21 protein-coding genes and 1 pseudogene are annotated in these 14,243 nt (G+C 65.4%); 13 read left to right on the top strand and 9 right to left on the bottom strand.

The window, feature by feature from the left end; genetic code table 11:
- Window positions 1-342: 342 nt before the first annotated feature.
- Window positions 343-1,146, bottom strand: coding sequence for a hypothetical protein (locus CH256_RS28515; protein ID WP_230591174.1), 804 nt, complete (start codon window positions 1,144-1,146; stop codon window positions 343-345).
- A gap of 270 nt (window positions 1,147-1,416) precedes the next feature.
- Window positions 1,417-1,827 (bottom strand): annotated as a pseudogene (locus CH256_RS28510) (site-specific integrase); the annotation flags it as partial.
- A gap of 347 nt (window positions 1,828-2,174) precedes the next feature.
- Between CH256_RS28510 and CH256_RS07885 the strand changes: the two are divergent.
- The 3 genes from CH256_RS07885 (at window position 2,175) to CH256_RS07875 (ending at window position 4,732) form a co-directional block, all read left to right on the top strand.
- Complete coding sequence (locus tag CH256_RS07885) at window positions 2,175-2,561, top strand: hypothetical protein (RefSeq protein ID WP_094622986.1); 387 nt, start codon at window positions 2,175-2,177, stop codon at window positions 2,559-2,561.
- A 149-nt stretch (window positions 2,562-2,710) separates the two neighbouring features.
- On the top strand, window positions 2,711-2,995 hold the full coding sequence (locus CH256_RS07880) for a hypothetical protein (RefSeq protein ID WP_094622987.1): 285 nt from the start codon (window positions 2,711-2,713) through the stop codon (window positions 2,993-2,995).
- A gap of 93 nt (window positions 2,996-3,088) precedes the next feature.
- Window positions 3,089-4,732, top strand: coding sequence for a ParB/RepB/Spo0J family partition protein (locus CH256_RS07875; RefSeq protein WP_094622988.1), 1,644 nt, complete (start codon window positions 3,089-3,091; stop codon window positions 4,730-4,732).
- A gap of 128 nt (window positions 4,733-4,860) precedes the next feature.
- On the opposite strand, the gene CH256_RS07870 is transcribed toward CH256_RS07875, so the two are convergent.
- Window positions 4,861-5,085, bottom strand: coding sequence for a helix-turn-helix transcriptional regulator (locus tag CH256_RS07870; protein ID WP_094622989.1), 225 nt, complete (start codon window positions 5,083-5,085; stop codon window positions 4,861-4,863).
- 257 nt (window positions 5,086-5,342) lie between these two features.
- On the opposite strand from CH256_RS07870, the gene CH256_RS28505 reads away from it, so the two are divergent.
- The 5 genes from CH256_RS28505 to CH256_RS07845 all read left to right on the top strand — a co-directional run bounded on the left by CH256_RS28505 (window position 5,343) and on the right by CH256_RS07845 (window position 7,289).
- Window positions 5,343-5,582 carry a hypothetical protein gene (locus CH256_RS28505; protein WP_256984009.1) on the top strand — a complete coding sequence of 80 codons (240 nt, stop codon included), beginning with the start codon at window positions 5,343-5,345 and terminating at the stop codon, window positions 5,580-5,582.
- A 125-nt stretch (window positions 5,583-5,707) separates the two neighbouring features.
- Window positions 5,708-5,923 (top strand): hypothetical protein, encoded by a 216-nt coding sequence (locus tag CH256_RS07860; RefSeq protein WP_143536534.1) that lies wholly within the window; start codon window positions 5,708-5,710, stop codon window positions 5,921-5,923.
- A 222-nt stretch (window positions 5,924-6,145) separates the two neighbouring features.
- Window positions 6,146-6,379, top strand: coding sequence for a glutaredoxin family protein (locus CH256_RS07855; protein WP_094622991.1), 234 nt, complete (start codon window positions 6,146-6,148; stop codon window positions 6,377-6,379).
- Between the two features lie 53 nt (window positions 6,380-6,432).
- Window positions 6,433-7,020 (top strand): DnaB-like helicase N-terminal domain-containing protein, encoded by a 588-nt coding sequence (locus CH256_RS07850; RefSeq protein ID WP_094622992.1) that lies wholly within the window; start codon window positions 6,433-6,435, stop codon window positions 7,018-7,020.
- Window positions 7,017-7,289 carry a hypothetical protein gene (locus CH256_RS07845; protein WP_032386838.1) on the top strand — a complete coding sequence of 91 codons (273 nt, stop codon included), beginning with the start codon at window positions 7,017-7,019 and terminating at the stop codon, window positions 7,287-7,289. Before CH256_RS07850 ends, CH256_RS07845 begins: the two co-directional genes overlap by 4 nt.
- A 102-nt stretch (window positions 7,290-7,391) precedes the next feature.
- On the opposite strand, the gene CH256_RS07840 is transcribed toward CH256_RS07845, so the two are convergent.
- The 3 genes from CH256_RS07840 to CH256_RS07830 all read right to left on the bottom strand — a co-directional run bounded on the left by CH256_RS07840 (window position 7,392) and on the right by CH256_RS07830 (window position 9,228).
- Window positions 7,392-7,574 (bottom strand): hypothetical protein, encoded by a 183-nt coding sequence (locus tag CH256_RS07840; RefSeq protein ID WP_143536296.1) that lies wholly within the window; start codon window positions 7,572-7,574, stop codon window positions 7,392-7,394.
- 165 nt (window positions 7,575-7,739) lie between these two features.
- Window positions 7,740-8,615, bottom strand: coding sequence for a hypothetical protein (locus tag CH256_RS07835; protein ID WP_094669229.1), 876 nt, complete (start codon window positions 8,613-8,615; stop codon window positions 7,740-7,742).
- Between the two features lie 196 nt (window positions 8,616-8,811).
- Window positions 8,812-9,228 (bottom strand): hypothetical protein, encoded by a 417-nt coding sequence (locus CH256_RS07830; RefSeq protein WP_094669228.1) that lies wholly within the window; start codon window positions 9,226-9,228, stop codon window positions 8,812-8,814.
- Between the two features lie 293 nt (window positions 9,229-9,521).
- Between CH256_RS07830 and CH256_RS07825 the strand changes: the two genes are divergently transcribed.
- The 5 genes from CH256_RS07825 to CH256_RS07805 all read left to right on the top strand — a co-directional run bounded on the left by CH256_RS07825 (window position 9,522) and on the right by CH256_RS07805 (window position 12,298).
- Complete coding sequence (locus tag CH256_RS07825) at window positions 9,522-9,704, top strand: hypothetical protein (protein WP_143536297.1); 183 nt, start codon at window positions 9,522-9,524, stop codon at window positions 9,702-9,704.
- Between the two features lie 224 nt (window positions 9,705-9,928).
- Window positions 9,929-10,495 (top strand): hypothetical protein, encoded by a 567-nt coding sequence (locus CH256_RS07820; protein WP_094622996.1) that lies wholly within the window; start codon window positions 9,929-9,931, stop codon window positions 10,493-10,495.
- A 177-nt stretch (window positions 10,496-10,672) separates the two neighbouring features.
- A complete protein-coding gene (locus tag CH256_RS07815; protein WP_032386844.1) occupies window positions 10,673-10,978 on the top strand; it encodes a hypothetical protein in 306 nt (101 codons plus the stop codon).
- Between the two features lie 316 nt (window positions 10,979-11,294).
- Complete coding sequence (locus CH256_RS07810) at window positions 11,295-11,657, top strand: hypothetical protein (RefSeq protein WP_094622997.1); 363 nt, start codon at window positions 11,295-11,297, stop codon at window positions 11,655-11,657.
- Between the two features lie 14 nt (window positions 11,658-11,671).
- Window positions 11,672-12,298, top strand: a complete 627-nt coding sequence (locus CH256_RS07805) for a DUF6308 family protein (RefSeq protein ID WP_094622998.1) — start codon at window positions 11,672-11,674, stop codon at window positions 12,296-12,298.
- Window positions 12,299-12,574: 276 nt separating this feature from the next.
- On the opposite strand, the gene CH256_RS07795 is transcribed toward CH256_RS07805, so the two are convergent.
- From CH256_RS07795 to CH256_RS07785, 3 genes are all read right to left on the bottom strand, one after another.
- Window positions 12,575-12,910 carry a hypothetical protein gene (locus CH256_RS07795; protein WP_032386848.1) on the bottom strand — a complete coding sequence of 112 codons (336 nt, stop codon included), beginning with the start codon at window positions 12,908-12,910 and terminating at the stop codon, window positions 12,575-12,577.
- A gap of 108 nt (window positions 12,911-13,018) precedes the next feature.
- Window positions 13,019-13,576, bottom strand: a complete 558-nt coding sequence (locus CH256_RS07790) for a hypothetical protein (protein ID WP_052057159.1) — start codon at window positions 13,574-13,576, stop codon at window positions 13,019-13,021.
- 3 nt (window positions 13,577-13,579) lie between these two features.
- A complete protein-coding gene (locus tag CH256_RS07785; protein WP_080731981.1) occupies window positions 13,580-14,044 on the bottom strand; it encodes a hypothetical protein in 465 nt (154 codons plus the stop codon).
- Window positions 14,045-14,243: the final 199 nt, after the last annotated feature.

Raw genomic sequence — 14,243 nt, 5'->3', positions numbered from 1 at the left:
CAGATTGGAGGTGGGCGGTCTCCAGCAACGGTGGTCCGGTCGGCGGATCCCGCAGTTCCGAGAGGGATCGCAGCATGGATCGCACCCTCGTAACCAGTCCCTTCGCTGAGCTGAGCGTTCTGCTGCGTCCTGTCGGCCCGAGGGCAAGGGACAGAGCCTCCGCAACTGCCGTGTGCCAACCGGGCAGCGCCATCTTCGCGACGTCCACCAGCAGAGTCCGGCCGTCTTCACCATAGAATCGGACCGTAAGGCCGGAGGCGATGGCGTGTTCGCCTTCGGTCGGTGTGTACAGGCCAGATGGGAGCATCGCGCGGCGCCCGGTCCCGGTACTGCCGCGACCGCTCACTGCGTTTTGTTCTCAGTGGCGACGTCGAAGACATCGAGTGGAGTGTCGCGGGGATCTTCCCATGTGTTGGGCACCAACATCATTCGCGTTTCCATTTCCAATTCCGACAGCGCGTGTAAGTAGATCTGTGTTGTCACCACGGAGCGGTGCCCGAGCCGACGTCGCACCCAGTCCAGAGGGTCACCGAAGATCTGTGTCCATTGCCCTCGCTGTTCGGCAGTCATCTCAGTCATCGCGCTGATATGTCCGCGCTGAAGCTGTTCCAGAGTCACCACCGCGAACGTGTGCCGCAGGAGGTGAGCATGTGCAGACAGAGGAACTCCTGCTCGACGACACCGTGTGTTGGCGACTGCGAACATGTCTTTCCAGGTCGAGACCGCCATGGGGGTGCCGAACTCCGACAGCCAGAACGCGGCCGGCGTCAAACCATCGGGCCCGTCGATGAGCAAACGGCGGCGCTCGTCGGCATCGAGGTTGGAAACTTTCACGGTCGATCTCAGACCGGACCGAGTCTGCACGACGACCGGCGAATGCGGATCAGGGATCACGAGCGGGCGGCGAACCTGTTCGTACCGTCCGCAGGCGCGTGCGCGGTCGACGACCTCCGCGCGATCGAGTGTCACGTACCCGATCAGGTCGGCGATCACGGATTCAGGAACGTAGACCCGGCGGGCCGAACGACCTTTGGAGATGGCCGTCGGCAACCAAAAACGTTGATAGCCCCCCAGACTGCGAGCTGCGGGCACATCGAATACCGTCAGCGCCGCTTGCTCGGACAACCGCATCCCGGTGCGCACCATCAAGTCGCAGAATGACGCGTTGCGCGCCGCCCAGCGACCGCGAAACCCGGTGTCGTGGACACCGTCGGCGCGATATCCGCGAATCCCGACATCGCGCCACAAACGGTAGGACTGGGGTGGGAGCCACTCGATACGATCCGTCGCGGCATCGTGCGAGTAGGTTGCCGGTGTTGTGGTCGAAGAGTCATGACGGACGAAGCCCGCGCCGAACGGTGTTGGCTGTCGAACTCTGTGCGGCACAGGGTTTGTCAATATGTGGCCCGCGCGGACCTGCCATTGGTAGAACTTGTCGACTGCGGCAACCTCTCGGTCCCATGTCGCACCTTGTATGTGCGGCCCTTGGGGGTCGATCCTGCGCCAGCGCCAGTACGCCAGATGGTCAGCCTCGTTGACGTCGCGCCAACGAGTTCTGTCTCGTGAGACAGCAACGAAGTTCAAAAACGCGGCTAGATCGCGGGCGTAGCCCACCTGGGTGTTGCGCGCCTTCGTCTGCATATCGACTGATCTGAAGAAGGCATTTAGTTCGACGTCGTACTCGAATACCGGGTCGATGAGGAACGGCGTGCCGGCCACCAACTCTGGCCGCGCGAACCCAGGCCACTCCAAATTTGTGTCCGGAACCGCTGGCCGCGGCACCAACTCGTGTGGAGTGATACAAACACGCCAACCAGGTTTCGGCATGGTGGGCAACAGTACGTGGACATCTGTCCATCCGTGCACAAAACATAGCGCTCACCGTGGCAGGCTCGTCCGGAGGATCCTTCCGCGACGGGACGCCTCTCAAGGTCCGCTCGGAGGGACTCGCGATGGATACAAAATCGCCCGGACTGCTTCATGCGTGGGCGAAAACCGCTCGTGGACAGTGGATTTGCTGTCTGAGCTTCGATATACCGATCGGCAACGGCAAGGGATTCCTTCGCCTCCATCAACAGTGGTGCCCCGCCGAAGCCGCAACCCCAGTCAGCTGAAGCACGCTCTAATTGTCAAGATATGTTGACGGACAGAATACGTCAAGATATCTTGACGTTATGGAATCGGAGAAGGTCCTCACCCCGACCGAGCTGACCGAACTCTACGTCCAATACAAGGACGCTCTCGTCGACGTCGACCTAGCCGAGATGGTCCACGAGCAGGGGCGCAAGGACGCCGGGACGTGGACCGTGAACGCCCAACGCCGCATGGACGACGCGGTCTCCGATGTCGACGCACTCGAGATCAACGCCTTCCTCGCCTCGACGATGATTGCCGACCGCTACGCCATCATCGGACGCCTCCGGACCCAGGAGCGGCCTGTCCCATGGTCGAAGATCGGCGAGATCCTCGGCATGAGCAAGCAAGCCGCCCAGCAGTGGTACGACACCTACAACCTGCGCCCCCGTATCGAGAACCCCACCCGCCGCACCGACCCGGCGTGAGCCGCAGGCTCGATCATCCTGCGCTGTAGGCGAATCGAGTGGGTATGGTGCCGCCGTTCGACGCCCGCAACGAGACCGCTCGGATTCGCACAGGAATCGAAAACCGTTGCAGGACTTGACAATACAGCGTGACGCTGTAAGGTTGGGGCATGGGAGAAACCGAGCAGAACCTCACGGCAGTCACCTCCGAATACGGCGACGAACGCCCCGAACGCGGCCTGGGAGTGTCCATCCGACGGGGCGGCATCGAGGTCGAATACATCGACGCGCCCGGCATCGAGAAGCACGCACCGATGGACTGGACCCCGGACACGGCGCAGGTCCTGCTCGCCCGTCGCGGATACGCGGTCACCGGGCGATGGGTCGACATCAGCGACCCCTGTGCAGAAGATCCGATCTGGGAACTACCCGTCGTGAAGACCGCCGACCGCTGACCCTCGCTCGACCCTCCACCTGCGAACGGGCACCGGGCAGCTGATATCTGCCCGGTGCCTCACCTGCACACACTAACCAGGGAGACCACGATCATGACCACCACCATGGCTGCACAATCGGCACCGACCTCGACCGGCTACACCCTCGTCGACGCCGACCCGCACGCCCTCGACATCACCGCCAACGTCCGCGACGGCGTAGACATCACCGCCGACCCCGAGTTCGTCGCCTCCATCGCCGCCCACGGTGTCCTCCAGGCGGTCTCGGCGGTCCGCCGCGCCGACGGAACCTTGGTCGTCCACGACGGACAGCGCAGAACTCTCGGGGCCCGCGAAGCCGGTCTCACCTCGATACCGGTGATGGTGCGCGAGCAGTCCGACGACGAGAAGGCCGCAGGGATCGAACGCATCACCGAGCAGGTCGTATCCAACGACCAGCGCGAAGACCTCACCACCGGGCAACGCGCCGCCGCCGTCACGGGCCTGCTCGACCTGGGCCTGAACGTGCAGAAGGTCGCGACAGCACTGCACGTCCCCAAGTCGTACGTCGAAAAGGCCGGTCGAGCAGGACGATCCGAGCGCGCTCGCCGCCAGCTCGACGACCGGCAACTCACCCTCGAAGGGGCTGCGTTGCTTGCTGATCTCGAAGCCGCCGCACAGGCGGAGCCGTGGATCACCGAGGCAATCGAGCAGATCTTCGACAACAGATTCGGTTTCGAGTACCGCCTGGCCACCCTCCAGCGCCGCATCGACGAACGCGCCGAGACCACCTTCGCCGCAGCCGATTACATCGCACTCGGCTTCACGTTGCTCCACGACGAACCGTCCACCAGCGAGGGGGAGTGGTACTCACTCGCGGACCTGCGCACCGCCGACGGCGCGGCAGTCCCGGCCGACGCCCCGGAGCACGCACCGCACTTGTGGCACGTCTACGTCCACGAGACCGGCACCGTCTGGGTCGACAAGACGACCCGCGAGGAAGTCGCCGAGGACGACATCGACTTCGACACCGAGGACGACGACGCCGCCGAGGCGTACGAGGAGCTGCGGCACGCGAACACGGTCGAGAAAGTGACCGCCTGGGGGTGCGAGTTCTTCCTGCGCCACGACCACGTGTCTGCGGCCGGCCTCGAACTCGCACCCGAGAAGATCGCCGCCGTCGGCGCAGAGGGCGGCGACGCCGAGGACGGATTGACCCCGGCGCAGCGCACAGCCGCGCGCGCCGAAGCCGAACGCATCGAGACCGAACGCGCAGAACGCCGCAAGGTGAAAGCCCTCAACCGTGCCGGAGCCACCGCCACCGAAGCCCGACGTGCATTCCTCACCGGTCTGCTCGCAGGCAAGACCGCCCCGAAGAACGCCACCAAGTGGATGGTGACCGCGCTGGCGGCTCATGGCGACGTGTTCACCGAATCCAAGTGCTCGGAGCGGTACGGCGAGATCATGGGTTCACCGCTGGGCGAGGTCGACCGTAAGGCAACCGGTGCCACGCCCGCTCGCGCCGAGGTGTTGCTGCTTGCCCGTGTGCTCACCGCGTTCGAGGCCCGCCTGACGGGACCGCAGGACGCCAAGGACTACTGGCGGTTCTCCTCGAAGCACTACCGAGGCATGGTCGGCATCGACAGCTACCTGACCTTCCTCGCCGACAGCGGGCACACCCTGACCCCGGTGGAGCAGGCCGCGATCGGCAACATCACCGTCGACGCCGCGTACGCCGCCGTCGACGACGACGCCTAACCATCCGCTGGAGCGTCGCAACCAGCACGGCAGGAAGGCCCCGACCATCACGCCGATGGCCGGGGCCTTTCTGGTTCGTCAAGATATGTTGACGCGCGCAGGGGTGAACCGGGAACGCCGAACGGCGATCAGCGTGGGTACAGGTCGGTTCGTGCACCACTGCCGGGTCGGCCTGCGATCCACGCCTCGATGTCCTCCCGCGAATACAGCGGAGTGCGCGAGAGGTGGCGGGCAGGTTTCGGGGCCTGGCCACGAGCGACGTATGACCGCCACGTTGAGGACGCGATCGCTTTCCCGGTCGAGGCCTCGATCAGTGCCAGAACCTCCGAGAGGGTCAATTCGGTATCGGTCACGGTTCCTCCGATCCCCGCACGAGCATGATTGTCGACATACCCGCACCTTACAGCCCCACGCTGTAAGTACTCCGCCGAACCCCTTGCAACCATACAGCGTGACGCTGTATGGTTTGGGTATGACATCGACACGCACCGGCGAGATCGAATACGGTTGGCAGGCAACGCTGTTCACGTCTTGCGCATTGCCCGGGTGTACTGTTCCGGTCGCTACGCCAGGCGATGTGTGTCAGTCCTGCCGCGCAGCGTTCGGGGACATGCTGAACGTACGAACCGGCGGATTGGCCGTAGATCCGGAGCAGGTCCGCGCCGACCTCGCTGTCCGTGATGCGAGCACCCGTGAGCAGTACCGCGCACAGGCCGCCACCGTGGCTGCCGCGCAACAGGTGTCGACCCGCAAGCGCAACCAGATCTGCTGGCTCTGTGAAGAGCGACGGACCTGCACCTCGACCGCCGGGCGCTGGGAATGCGCCGACTGCCAGACCTTGCCTTCCTGAGCGCCTGCGCACGGCCCGCGACCGTCGTCGCTGAAGTCTTTCTCCGCCCGACCTTGGGAGTACTCATGACCGCCACCCTGGCCGCATCCACCACGCCCGCGCGCCGCCGTCTCAAAGGAGTTGGAATGAAACTGATTTCGCTCGATACCCAGTTCGACGGAACGATCATCGACATTCTCGGCTACCGCACCGCACCCGCAGGCCGCGTCGAGGTCACCGCCCTCCTCGACGCACCCGGTGCCTGGTACAGCCGCATCCACCCCGTCGTCGTCGACGCCGGCGATGTACGACTCTCCCTCGCCGTGCAGTCCATCACCCGCCCCGAGCTGGGCGTGCGGTGATGGCCGAGACCGCAGGCCAGATCGACATATTCGAGGTGCTCGCCGCTGCCGAGCTGGACGCCGATAAGGAAACGCAACCGACGTAATTGCGAACTTCTGGTCAGTCAGTAATCTATTGCGCGCCAACATATTCGAGTTAAAATGCCTCGCTTTATCTATGGATAATCGGGGCAATTTGAGGTAAAATCGACATATCGGAACAATTCTCGCGAGGAGTGAGCTATGTCGATCACTGTGTACACGAAACCCGAATGCAACAACTGCGATCAAACAAAACGACGCCTGAACAAGCACGGGATCGACTACACAACCGTCGATGTCACCGAAGATGCAGCGGCCCGCGAGTTCGTCACCGACCGACTCGGCTACCGGCAGATGCCCGTCGTGGTCGTCGACGAGAACACCCACTGGTCCGGCTTTCGGATCGACGCCATCGACAAGCTCACCGCGGCCTGACCGACCACTCCGTTGACCCTGTTCGAGATCGACCTGCGAGAACGAGCCCGACGATGACGCCACTGAGTGCAGTTCCACCGCCCGACGAGCCCGAGCGTGTCGTTCGCAGCCTCGCCGTTGTCGACGACGACACTGCCGTCGACAACGAGACAGCTCACGAGCCGTCCACCGACCCCGAGGCACTGCTGCTGTGCGCCCTGATGTGGAGCGCCCACACCGGGGGAGTGTCCGCCGAAGACCTGCGCATCACCGCGATCGTGACCGCCGACGACTTCGACGACGTCGCATACCGGCGAATGTTCGTCGTGATTGCCGGTCTCGCCCTGGCCGGCGAACCCTACGACCCGGCGAGCGTCACCGCAGCCTTCATGCGATCCGGATCCGGCGGAGCCAAAGACGCGCCCCTGCGTCGCCGCTTGAACGAGGTCATCACCGCCGGGGCAGACGGCTTCACCGCCGTCCACTACGCCGACATCGTTCTCTCTCAGTCCTACCGACGCAGTTACCGGACCGTGGCAACGGCCATCGTCCACGCCGCCGAAGAGCTACCGGAGGAGTACCTGTTCGAACATCTCGTGGAGCACGGACGCGCTCAACGAGCACTGTGGCGGCGGCTCAACACGTTTCGGGCAGGGCAGTGACCCTCGACAGTCCCCGCACCGGACCCCGTAACGAACGGGACACCCGCGGTGTCGACTCCCACGGGCCGGAGGTGGAGTCCCCGATCGGGGCGTATCTGTGGTGGTGCGGACACGTCGGAGCCGACGCCCGCGACCTCGATGCGCTGCAGGAGTGGGACTACCTCCACGCCGACGAGACGACCGACGCCGAACGCCGCACCCTGACCGCATGGGCACGCTCGGCTGGGATCTTCGGTGCACCCGGCACCGCGCCGCACCCGCAGCGCTGACCGCGCGCCCAACCCAACCCGGCCCGATCGACAAAGGCACCCACACCGGCTGTGTGGGTGCCTTTCTCGCGTGTACGGCCGAGCTGAGCCGGACGAGCGGTGTCAGTGGCGATCGCCGATCCGGACCTCGTCGCCGAAGTTGATGTCGTAGTCGGCCAGATACGGCGCATCAGGATCGCCGCTGGATGTGTATCGCGGGTAGAGGCCCTTCTGCTGTTCGGTCTGAAGAACGACCACGCGTACGCGGCCGGGCGTGATGTGGATTTCGCGGAGTACGCCGGTCATCGGTTCGTTCCACAGCACCGCCTCGAACGCCAGGACCGCGCCGAGGTCGCCGCCGTCGAGCCGGAACGCAGGCTTACCGTCGCCGAGCTCGTCGGAGCGCTGCGAGGGCCGAGGTAGTCGGTGCCGCCCTTCCCTTCTCTGCGGTGGGGATCTGGTGGTCGGTGGTCACCCGAGACCGTGATCGGCCGACCGCGATATCGCCGCTGTGTGTGTCGGAGCAGGGGCGGTGTGCAGCGTGGACGAGGTGGCCTGTGCCGCTCTGGACGAGCGTCCGGTCGGGGGAGTGACCAACCCGCGCGGACGTGTCGAGGAGCGTTCGACGTCCGCTGCGTTCGCCAGCGAAGGCGTCGATACCGACGCGGACACAGCTGCGGTGTTGTCCGGGCGTGCGGCCGGCGTCGATCGAGCTCGCAGCTCGTCGAGGTCGGCGGCGAGGGCGGTGATGTGTTCGGCGTCGGCGACCGGGTCGAGGACGGAGAGGTTCGCCCGCAGGTTCCGCACCTGCACGGACCGTTCGGCGGCGATGCGGTCGGTGTCGGAGACGTCCGCTGTGTGGGTCACGCGCAGCACCGTCTCGTTGCGCATCGGCTCGATGGAGCCGCCGAGATCTGCCGCGAGCTGCTCGGCGATGCGGTGCGCGTCCTCGGGTGTGTACGCGCCGACGTCGGTGCGCGAGTTCGGGATCGGGCCGGGCCGGACCGAGTACACCTCCACGTCGAGAACTGCGACGGCGTCGGGGCCGTCGACCGCCGAGTCGGGTAGCGGCGGTGTTGCTTCGACGATCGCGGCAATTGCCGCGGTGACGTTGCGTGGTGCGGGGATGACGGTGCGCAGGACACCGTTCTTGTAGTCCGGGAGTGCGGTGAGGTCGGCGGCGAGTTCGCCGGGGGTGCCGATGAACTCGACATCACGGCGTGAGGTGCCCTCGCCGACTGCACCCGGAACGCCGAGCGAACCTGAGTCCTCGCCCGCGCACTGACCCTGCTGCCCTCGCACCACCCGCGCACCGGCACCGGTCGCGGATCCCCCGTGCCCTCGCACGCTCGACACATCTCGCGTGCGGGCGCACCCCATCACGTCTAAGGACCACACACATGACCCAGCCCGGATTCAACGTCGAAGTAGCCTCCCTCGACCGCAACGGCGACCCCGGTTTCGTGCACTACCGCGGCGCGTTCTACACCTCCCGTTCCGCCGCACAGTTCGCACTCACTCAAGCAGCAGCACTGGCAGACACCTACGAGTTCGACACCGTCTCCGTCGTCATCGACGCAGTCGGCGAGGTCGCATCGTCGTGTTGCCGGTCGGGGCCGGCGGTGTTCTCGGCACCTACTCGGCGGCGCGCAGTAGCGCGACCGGAGCTGCGCCTGGCAGAGGGCTTGGATGGCTTCTTGCCGACCGGTGTCGGTGCAGTCAGACCACTTCCGGTGAGTTCGGCAACCGTCCACCCGGCATCGATCGCTTCTTTGTACGCGGCAGCGTGTTCGGCGTTCGCGCGTTCAGCGGCGCGAGTCGCCTCGGCGACCTTCTCGCGCGCATCAGCGGATGCCTGGGCGGCGTCGAAAAGGGACTCGATGTATTTGGTGCGGTTCTCGATCGCGGCGCGTGCGCGCGCCAGAGCGGTGTCTTTGTCGACAGCAGGAGAGACAGACATGGTGAGGGCCTTCCAGTTTCGGTGCGCGGAAATCCCCACCGGACAGGTACCGATCGCTCACAGAGCCACACAACCCACAGTGCGGTGAACGCAGTGCTGGGTGAATCGGTACGGGTGGGGCGCGCTCGAACGTGACCCTCATCGACGCTCGAACTTGATCGAAAGTCTAAACGATCCACACCGAATCCGCCCAGACCGGAACTGCACACCCGACCACCGTCGGACACACCGAAAAGATCGGAGCTACCGCGACATCGAGCGTGGTTCCGTTTCGTCGCTCCCGCACAGTCACCGTGCGAGCCGTACCCCACACCGCGCTGCAGGAGCGCCGAACCCCGGCGGCGTCGGCCGTCTCGCCGGTGGTGGCCGGTGCAGTCCTCGGGCAGGCCCTGGCGGGCCACACGCGACCCTGCGGGCCGCCGCCGAATCGAACTCCGCTGCGCTTCGTCCGCATCGAAGAAATCAATTTCTTGTGACGTTGTGGCTTCTCCGAGTGTTCATCACCCGTGCCGGCGCATCAACCGATGGCGGCTGCGCCGGCCCAAGGGCTCCGAAAACTTTTCAGAACGCCTTCGGCTGAAAACTTTCCGGCCCACCGGCTGACCCGCCGCCCCGTGCGCTGAGCCCTCTCCTCAAGCCACCACGGCAAAAGAAATTGGCAGGGCGAAGGTCCGGCCACCGTTTTCCAGGAGAGGTCACCATGTCGAGCAACACCACCAGACCCAGCCGCCGAGCCAGCGCAGCGCAGAACGCGCGGACCACCGCCATCGTCACCCACACCACCGCGATCGTCACCGGCCCACAGACCGCCACTATCACCGTCACTGCGGCCGCGACCGACGAAGCGCAGATGATCGTCGCGTTCGGGCACGTGATGATGACCTTCCGCAGCGCCGAAGCCGTCTGCGACCTCATCGCCGGATTCGCCTCCGTCCGAGGCTCACTCGTCGGCGTGGACGGTCACGCCCCCCACCCGGCGCAACCCGGCACACAATTCGGTGCCGCCGCGATATCTGTCGTGTGGCTCGGCGGCCCCGAACACTCCGTCGTCGCGCACAGCCGCTACGTCCCCGAACAACGCCGCACCGTCCACTGGGCAGACCTGCACATGGGCCCGATCACCTGGCGCATCACCGACCGCGTCGGCTACGACACCCTCATGGAGGAGCTGCGCCGCGTTCACCGCACCGCGGTCGGGGTATTCGTCGACGGCGGCCGCTTCCGCCGAGACCCCACCAGAATTCTCGACGCATTCGACAACGCCTGACCTATACCACACGTTCGGCCCCGCACCGCGGGGCCGAACGTCGTTATCCACAGCTTCGCCGGCACTCCACACCCGACCGACAATGGCGGTCGCCTCGCCCGACTCGCTGCGCTCGCCGTGCGAGGCTCCAGTCCTACACGGCCCGCCCACGACAGCGCGAGGAAAGGAACACCGACGATGATCACCTGGACCGTCACTACCCGCCCCGAGAACAACCCCGAGATCATCACCGCATCCGGAGCCGAGCCGGACCTCGCCACCGCCAAGAGAGCAGCCGCCGACGCCGTCCGCTACGCACTGCTCGACGCCCGCGAACACGTCTCACCCGACAACGGCTGCGCCCCGTCGTATCTGGTCACCCTCGACGGCAACTTCGCACTCATCGTCGGCCTCGGACGATGCCGGACCGCGAACTTCAACGGCGTCCTCGACAGCCTCGAACGATTCGACGGAACAGGCGAGATGAACCTGCTCTACCTCTGAACCTTCCCCCGGTCACATCACCGCGTCGACGCCGCCCGAGATCGGTCGTGGCAGACGAGAAACTGGCGGTATGGCAGACGAGCGGACGTTCGACCCACCTGCCGACGACGGCGAACGCCCAGGATGGTCTCGACAGGTCAACGCACCTTCCGGTACGCAGGTGAAGACGACAGGATCTGCGACGCCACCACCGCACCCGATCGCACCGAGTCGTAGCTCGACCCCCCCAGGCGCGCCCGCCGCTGACAGGCCACATCGGAGCCGTCGGCCTCACAACGCCACATTCGTGTCGGAGCCTGGTGGAAGCCTGGGGACCATGCCGAACGACCACGCCGCCACACCGCAGCCTCTCGTGCGAGTGCGGGAGGTGCTCGACGGCGATGTCCCCAACGGGACGCACGTCGTCGTGCACGGCACCCTCGAGGACGTCACAGTGCAGACGAATGAGCAGACAGGTCAGTGGGCGATGGGGCGACTCGTCGACTTGGACGATTCGATCGACTTCTGGATGTTCCCGCGCGCGTTCGCACACACCGGCCGATCGTGCGTCGAGACGGCGGGCCCGATCGCTGCGACCGCATGTGTGTCTGGCCCGCCGGAGCGCACCGCGCTGATCATCAACAGCATGGAGCGCATCGAACCCCACCCGGAACCCGACGTCGACACCACCGTTGTCTGACACGATCGACCGCTATGAGTGTCACTCTTCCACCGCCCTTGATCGCCGACTCCGACGACGATGCGGTCGCTCTGCTGCGTCGGTACTACGGCGGCACCTACCTCGATGCCGGGTGCTACACCGGCGCGTACTTCGACAGCTGGGCACCGCAGAACCGCGTCGCCGACAGCAACCGATTCACCGCCGACGACCTCGTTGCGGTCACCTTCTTGTCGGTTGCGGTCACGGCAAACGCGGCACGCGATCTGCTCGTCACCCGAGTCGACCGATTCACCGAACTCCTGGAGTCGGTTGGCCCCGACCGCGACCTCGTCGATGAGACCGAACCGTTCACGTCGGAGGCACCGTTGTGGCGTCTGGAGGACGAATTGCGGAGCGTGGGGGACATCGGCCGCACCATCGCTACGAAGCTGATGGCCCGCAAACGTCCCCGTCTCGTGCCGATCTACGACGTGGTCGTCGGACGTGTGCTGGACACGAAGGCACTGCATCTGAACCCCATTCGGGAAGCGCTGCGTGCCGACGGCGGAGCACTCGACGCGCGGTTGCGTTCGATTCGGGCGAAGGCCGGACTGCCCGACGAGATCAGTGCGCTACGAGTCCTCGACGTCATTGCCTGGATGCACGGCACGACGAACTGAGTCGGCGTCTGCACTCGCCATGCCGCTCGAAGATCTCCTCGACCGACAGCTGCGGTCGTGCGTCAGGACTATCCGCATTCATCGCTCACGCTGTACCCGGGCCGCGTACACAGGCGACGCTCTCTCTCAAACCTTGTGCCCGTTGCATCCGGTGTCGGGACGCGGTGCACACGATCCGCACGTGACCGTTGCAGCGACTGCACAACCGCTGTTGCACCGGCTGAGCATCGCCCGAGTGCACTACGTGCACAGAGACTGTTCGTGCGTGTCGGAGGGTCAGTAGTAATCGTTGTCGTACCGGTCGCGGTAGTACCCGCGACGGGCTCTGCGGTCATCGACTCCGCTGGCACCGCCGAGTGCGAACAGGGGAACCATGAACAGCATCACCGCGATGAACGCGCCGATCACCGCGATGAACGCGCCGAACACGACAGCGAGAACGACGAGGTACGCGCCGACACCGATGACGGTGAGAATGTTTGCCACGAAACCCTTCCATCCGGGGTCGTTCTCGCCGAGGTACCGGACGTACCAGATCAAGAGTCCAGCACCGGCGACAGCGAGCAGGGGGAGCGGTCCGACGTCGTCGGTGAAGAGCGAGGAGAGCGTCATCTCGAAGTCCCTATCGTTGAGGACTGCTCTCACCGGGGCGGTGCAGCGGCCCGAAGCCTGATGGATCTATCTCTACAGCTCGCCGCCGACAACGTCGTCGTTGTCGTATCAGAACAGTGTTGGTGGTGCTTGGGCGTCGAAGCTGTGGCCGGCGAGAGCGGCCCGCAGTCGCGGTTCGTCGTAGCCGTCTTCGAGTGCGTCGCGGATCGCGATCGCGCGCCCGTAGCGTCCGCGTGGATCCCCGCCTGCCGGTGTCGGTCCGATGTGCCGGCCGACTGCGACGGCGTGCGCGAGGTTCGCCGACTGGGTGCCGCGTTTGAGGTGACCGTCGGCCACTCGCACGCACAGTGTTTCGTCGCAGTCGTGCTCGCCGACGATCCCGTCATCGAGGTCGCCGTATTCGAGCAGAAGAGCGAACCGGTGCGCGGACAACGTGCGTGGTGTGTCGCCGTCGGTGAAGGTGAACCTCCCATAGGAATCAGGAAAACTGACGGCTGAACGCCACCACCAGCACGTCGGAGTTTTGACGACCTTCGTCCAGAACCGTGCCACCGTCTTGGCGGTCAACGGCCCTTGCAACGGTCGCCACACCCGGCGAACCGACTGCAACTCAGCGGCGTCGGTGTCGTCGCCGAACAACGCCAGTTGCATCACCGCTGCGGTCACCGGCTACCCCTGACTTGTCGCGGACTCGGCGTCCGGGACGCTGTCGACGGTCGCGGCTTTGTTCGTCGTTGCATCGCCTGTCGACGCCGAGTCACCCGGCTCGTTCAAGGCCGATCCATCACGCGATTCTGCGTTTGCATCCGAGTCGGAGACCGAGGCGTCGTCGCCGGTCTCTGGGCTCGCCGACGGCGCTGCGGTGTCGGCGAGCAGTGCGAGAAGTTTGCGAGCTTCGCCGGTCGTGATCCCCGCGAGTGTCGCAGCGGCGCTGAGTGTTCCTTCCCGAGCGCGGATGTCGTCGAGCGCGCGGGCCATCGCCAGCCGGGCCGCGTCGATCTGGTCAGCGGCCGCGAAGTAGTCCGTCAACGAGCCCATGTTCTTCTCGTCGCGCGCTTTGCGGTCGGCGACGACTTTTTGCTGCGCTGCCCGTGCCCGAGCACGCGCAGTCATCCGAGCCTGAGTCGACGCCATGCCGCCCACCTTAACCCCGAACACCCTCGAATTCACAGATCCTGACACAACCTCCTCCCGCATCCCGATCCACCACCACCGAAACCCCATCCCAAGACCACTGATCCCAAGCACCACCGATCTAGAACCGAAAGCCAAGACCAACCCCACAGACCTCATGCATTCAGGCCACTTTGTGGATTTCGCTGGTAGGGTCCGG

Source organism: Rhodococcus sp. 05-2254-6 (assembly GCF_002258565.1).
GTDB lineage: Bacteria > Actinomycetota > Actinomycetes > Mycobacteriales > Mycobacteriaceae > Rhodococcoides.
This window is presented reverse-complemented; position numbering and strand designations above follow the sequence as displayed.

What these genes read in the sequence shown, in the direction of transcription:
- CH256_RS07785 (WP_080731981.1), bottom strand. Translation starts at nt 14,044, where the DNA reads ATGGCGTCGACTCAGGCTCGGATGACTGCGCGTGCTCGGGCACGGGCA.
- CH256_RS07805 (WP_094622998.1), top strand. Translation starts at nt 11,672, where the DNA reads ATGAGTGTCACTCTTCCACCGCCCTTGATCGCCGACTCCGACGACGAT.
- CH256_RS28515 (WP_230591174.1), bottom strand. Translation starts at nt 1,146, where the DNA reads ATGGTGCGCACCGGGATGCGGTTGTCCGAGCAAGCGGCGCTGACGGTA.
- CH256_RS07810 (WP_094622997.1), top strand. Translation starts at nt 11,295, where the DNA reads ATGCCGAACGACCACGCCGCCACACCGCAGCCTCTCGTGCGAGTGCGG.
- CH256_RS07830 (WP_094669228.1), bottom strand. Translation starts at nt 9,228, where the DNA reads ATGTCTGTCTCTCCTGCTGTCGACAAAGACACCGCTCTGGCGCGCGCA.
- CH256_RS28505 (WP_256984009.1), top strand. Translation starts at nt 5,343, where the DNA reads ATGCTGAACGTACGAACCGGCGGATTGGCCGTAGATCCGGAGCAGGTC.
- CH256_RS07815 (WP_032386844.1), top strand. Translation starts at nt 10,673, where the DNA reads ATGATCACCTGGACCGTCACTACCCGCCCCGAGAACAACCCCGAGATC.
- CH256_RS07795 (WP_032386848.1), bottom strand. Translation starts at nt 12,910, where the DNA reads ATGACGCTCTCCTCGCTCTTCACCGACGACGTCGGACCGCTCCCCCTG.
- CH256_RS07875 (WP_094622988.1), top strand. Translation starts at nt 3,089, where the DNA reads ATGACCACCACCATGGCTGCACAATCGGCACCGACCTCGACCGGCTAC.
- CH256_RS07840 (WP_143536296.1), bottom strand. Translation starts at nt 7,574, where the DNA reads ATGACCGGCGTACTCCGCGAAATCCACATCACGCCCGGCCGCGTACGC.
- CH256_RS07820 (WP_094622996.1), top strand. Translation starts at nt 9,929, where the DNA reads ATGTCGAGCAACACCACCAGACCCAGCCGCCGAGCCAGCGCAGCGCAG.
- CH256_RS07880 (WP_094622987.1), top strand. Translation starts at nt 2,711, where the DNA reads ATGGGAGAAACCGAGCAGAACCTCACGGCAGTCACCTCCGAATACGGC.
- CH256_RS07855 (WP_094622991.1), top strand. Translation starts at nt 6,146, where the DNA reads ATGTCGATCACTGTGTACACGAAACCCGAATGCAACAACTGCGATCAA.
- CH256_RS07885 (WP_094622986.1), top strand. Translation starts at nt 2,175, where the DNA reads ATGGAATCGGAGAAGGTCCTCACCCCGACCGAGCTGACCGAACTCTAC.
- CH256_RS07860 (WP_143536534.1), top strand. Translation starts at nt 5,708, where the DNA reads ATGAAACTGATTTCGCTCGATACCCAGTTCGACGGAACGATCATCGAC.
- CH256_RS07850 (WP_094622992.1), top strand. Translation starts at nt 6,433, where the DNA reads ATGACGCCACTGAGTGCAGTTCCACCGCCCGACGAGCCCGAGCGTGTC.